4 protein-coding genes are annotated in these 3,515 nt (G+C 54.3%); 3 read left to right on the forward strand and 1 reads right to left on the reverse strand.

Annotated features, from left to right (window positions below):
- Positions 1-265: 265 nt before the first annotated feature.
- A complete protein-coding gene (locus tag AC05K6_RS10100) occupies positions 266-919 on the reverse strand; it encodes a CGNR zinc finger domain-containing protein (RefSeq protein ID WP_476728464.1) in 654 nt (217 codons plus the stop codon).
- Positions 920-971: 52 nt separating this feature from the next.
- Here AC05K6_RS10100 and AC05K6_RS10105 point away from each other — a divergent pair, with 52 nt between their 5' ends.
- The 3 genes from AC05K6_RS10105 to AC05K6_RS10115 all read left to right on the forward strand — a co-directional run.
- On the forward strand, positions 972-2,150 hold the full coding sequence (locus AC05K6_RS10105; protein ID WP_476728465.1) for an MFS transporter: 1,179 nt from the start codon (positions 972-974) through the stop codon (positions 2,148-2,150).
- A gap of 2 nt (positions 2,151-2,152) precedes the next feature.
- The gene (locus AC05K6_RS10110) at positions 2,153-2,377 is read left to right on the forward strand and encodes an NAD(P)-binding protein (protein WP_434817028.1); all 225 of its coding nucleotides are present in this window, start codon (positions 2,153-2,155) and stop codon (positions 2,375-2,377) included.
- A 27-nt stretch (positions 2,378-2,404) separates the two neighbouring features.
- The coding region (locus AC05K6_RS10115; protein WP_476728466.1) for an aldolase/citrate lyase/malate synthase family protein at positions 2,405-3,515 on the forward strand (1,111 nt) is incomplete at its 3' end.

Consider the following 3,515-nt stretch of genomic DNA (forward strand, 5'->3'; position numbering starts at 1 on the left):
TGAGTCGGTGGCTTTCCAGGCTGCGAAGGATTTGGTGTTTAAGGGTCTGGAGCAGCCGGCCGGTTACACTGAGCCGATCTTGCATGCCCGTCGTTTGGAGTTCAAGGAAAAGAACGGCATCGCCTAATTAGTTATATCTAGGGAGGCGCTGGTTCTCGCGAACCTCTGCAAGGTAGGTCCCGTCCCTGAGGCTCTGTTAACGGAGCCTTGGGGCGGGGCCTTTCTCTTCGACTGGTGCAGGGTAGACACTGGTTAAAGCCTCGGGCTACTTGTTATGGGAGTAGCGACGGGCTTTAGCTCGATTGCCACAGTCCTTCATTGAGCACCACTGTCTACGCAGACCGTTGGAGCGATCTTCGAAGAGAATTCCACAACGCTCGTGGCCACATATCTTTAATCGCTGTCGGTCATTAGTTCCGAAAAGTGCAACTGCGTCGGCAGCGACAAAACCTAATGCCTGCTCCAGCTCAAGATTCTTTGCCAGCGTTTTCTTCGGATCAGACTCTTCACTGTGAAGCGGATGTGGGGGGAAGGACTGGGCGTCCAACTGAAGTAAAGGCTGCCTAGTGGACCATTCGTTGAGTACATCGATTGTGGAATTTAACTCGAATGAGGAGAGCGTATTCATGCCGAGGCTATGCTCTGCCAAAAGTAGAACTGCCTCGCGAAGCGCCGTAACGCTTGCCTGATCAATCGGCGTTGGAGCTTCCACAAGCTCAGGAAGTTCGCGGGCCCATGACGTCGCCCGGCGAGCTTGGTTAAGCCAGCTGGCGAAGTCAGAACGATCGTTTAGAAGATCCACCGTAGGATGCAGCGGATCTTTACGGCGCCGAAGGGTATTCGCAAAGTCAAGAGCAGGCCGCTCGCCATAAAACACAAAAGGAAGCTGGCGAAGCTGGTTTGTGGATGAAGTATTCATAAAATCTACAGTACCTCTTGAACTAACCCCCTCAGGGGGTTAGTGTTGGAGTATGACACGTCGCACACTTCCTCTGGCTTTGTATGCGTTTCCGTTGGTGGCTGGATTCATGCTGCCGAACCTCGCGACCCCGCTGATGGAACTGTGGCGTGCGGATATTGGCTTCTCTGCAGGGACATTGACGCTCATCTTCATCATGTACCTTGGAGGGCTCGCGCCAGCCTTCTTGCTAGCGCCGGGGCTCAGTGATAGCTGGGGAAGGAAACGTACGCAGCAAGTGGCTGTGGTGCTCGGTATTGTTTCGTGTCTCTTTTACGTCTTAGCGGAAAGCATTCCAATACTGCTACTGGCTCGGATTCTCACTGGTCTGTGCTCCGGAGCCCTCTTGGTGCTAGGGCCATCTGCTGTGCAAAGTATGGCTAGTAAGGATGAATCCTCTAAAGCTACGCTCACGGCTACGTTAGGTATTGCAATAGGGTTGGCCGCCGGGCCCCTGTTTGCGGGCGTGATTGCGCAGTTGGCTCCATGGCCGACGAAGACGGTTTTCGTTCTTATGGCTCTCCTTCTCGCAATATCGCTGGTAGTGATCGGAACAGAGCTGGAGACGGAGCGTAAGCCCAGGAGAGACTTGTTGCCCCACAAGGGGCTGGGGAAGAAAGACAAGCGTGTTGTTCTTGCTGGTCTTGGGGCTTTTGGTCCGGGAATGACGGCTGCTGGAATTGTTTTGGCACTGTCTCCAACACTTCTCAACGGAATTAGTGAAACAAGCGGCCCCCTGGGTGCTGGCCTGATTGCAGGAGGTATGTATGCGGTTAGCCCGATCGCGCAGAGTCTAGTCCGTCGACTCCACAGTCTTGCGCACATCAGATTCTCTATGGTGCTAATCGCGTTGGCGATGTGCATCTTTGGCGCAGCAATGACGCAACAGAGCTTATGGTTCCTGATTCTAAGCGCGGTACTTATAGGTGGAGGGCAAGGGATTAGTAATTTGGGCAGCTTTGGACTGATCCATCAAGAGGTTGACGAAGATTCGGTGCCTGGAGCAACAGCACTTTTGAGTTTGGGTACGTATGCCGCTGCGAGTGTTGTTCCTCTGGCAGGTGGGTACCTCATCGATCTAACCGGATTGTCGATTGCAAGCCTATGCATGGCGTTAGGAGTGGTTCTAATGGTTGCGGTGGGGTCTGTGTTTGCCCGGCAGAGCTATATTGACCAAACAAGGAGTGCCTAAAAATGAAGATTGGCATTGTAGGGGCAGGAATTGCTGGCCTTGCGCTGGCTAATCTCTTGGATCATGCAAGAGACGAAATCCAACTGATTGACAGTGGATTTGCGAAGGATTATCGCGTCTCAGAATTATTTTGGCCGGCCCGTTTGTTTCGAACGGCGCCTGTCAGTGAGGAGATGATTCTGAATTATGTAGCCAACAATATTCTTGGTATGCGCCGATTTTACTAGATAATTTCTCGAGAGGACTATTCTACATTGATTTCTAATTCCGCTATTTCTCAAGGTGCCGAGCGCGTAACCGCCGGCGGCCTTCAGGTTGCCAAGACCCTTTACGACTTCGTGAACACCGAGGTACTTCCTGTCATTGGCAAGGATTCCGCCGAGGAGCAGGAGAAGTTCTGGGATGGCTTCGGCAAGATCGTCGAGGAGTACACCCCGCGCAACCGCGAGCTGCTGAACACTCGCGACGAGCTGCAGAAGAAGATGGATGCTTGGTACGAAGACCACAAGGGTGCTCAGGATCCGGAGGAGTACACCGCGTTCCTGAAGGAGATCGGCTACCTGGTCGACGAGCCGGGCGACTTCGAGATTACGACCCAGAACATAGATAGCGAGATCGCAGAGACTTCCGGCCCGCAGTTGGTTATTTCGGCGTTGAACGCTCGCTTCGCGCTGAACGCGGCGAACGCCCGCTGGGGTTCTCTGTACGACGCCCTCTACGGCACCGACGCCATCTCCGAGGAGAACGGCCAGGAAAAGGGCACCGGCTACAACAAGGTTCGCGGCGACAAGGTCATCGAGTGGGGCCGCGAGTTCCTGGATCGCGTAGTACCCCTGGAGTCCGGCTCCCACAAGGACGTCACCAAGTACGCCGTCGAGTCCGGCCAGTTCACCGCCACCATCGACGGCAATGACGTTCACCTGCGCAACCCGGAGGTCTATGCAGGCTACGCCGGTGAGGAGTCCAACCCATCCGGCATTCTGGTCCGCAACAACGGCCTGTACTTCGAGATCCAGATCGATCCGGAGTCCCCGATCGGCAAGACTGACAAGGCTGGTGTGAAGGACCTGAACCTTGAATCCGCAGTGACGACAATTATCGATTTCGAAGACTCAGTGGCAGCTGTGGATGCAGAGGATAAAACTCTGGGTTATCGCAACTGGCTTGGGCTAAATGTTGGTAATCTGACAAAAACTATTACCAAGTCGGGGCGAACCTTCACTCGTAAGCTGAACGAGGACCGCGTGTTTACCTCCCGCGATGGTGAGGAGCTGCGTCTGCACGGCCGTTCCCTGCTGTTCGTGCGTAATGTTGGTCACCTGATGCAGAATCCGGCGATCTTGGATCAGAACGGTGAGGAGATCT

Source organism: Corynebacterium sp. TUM25020, assembly GCF_056388495.1.

Coding starts and splice junctions, on each gene's coding strand:
- AC05K6_RS10105 (WP_476728465.1), top strand. CDS start 972: ATGACACGTCGCACACTTCCTCTGGCTTTGTATGCGTTTCCGTTGGTG.
- AC05K6_RS10110 (WP_434817028.1), top strand. CDS start 2,153: ATGAAGATTGGCATTGTAGGGGCAGGAATTGCTGGCCTTGCGCTGGCT.
- AC05K6_RS10100 (WP_476728464.1), bottom strand. CDS start 919: ATGAATACTTCATCCACAAACCAGCTTCGCCAGCTTCCTTTTGTGTTT.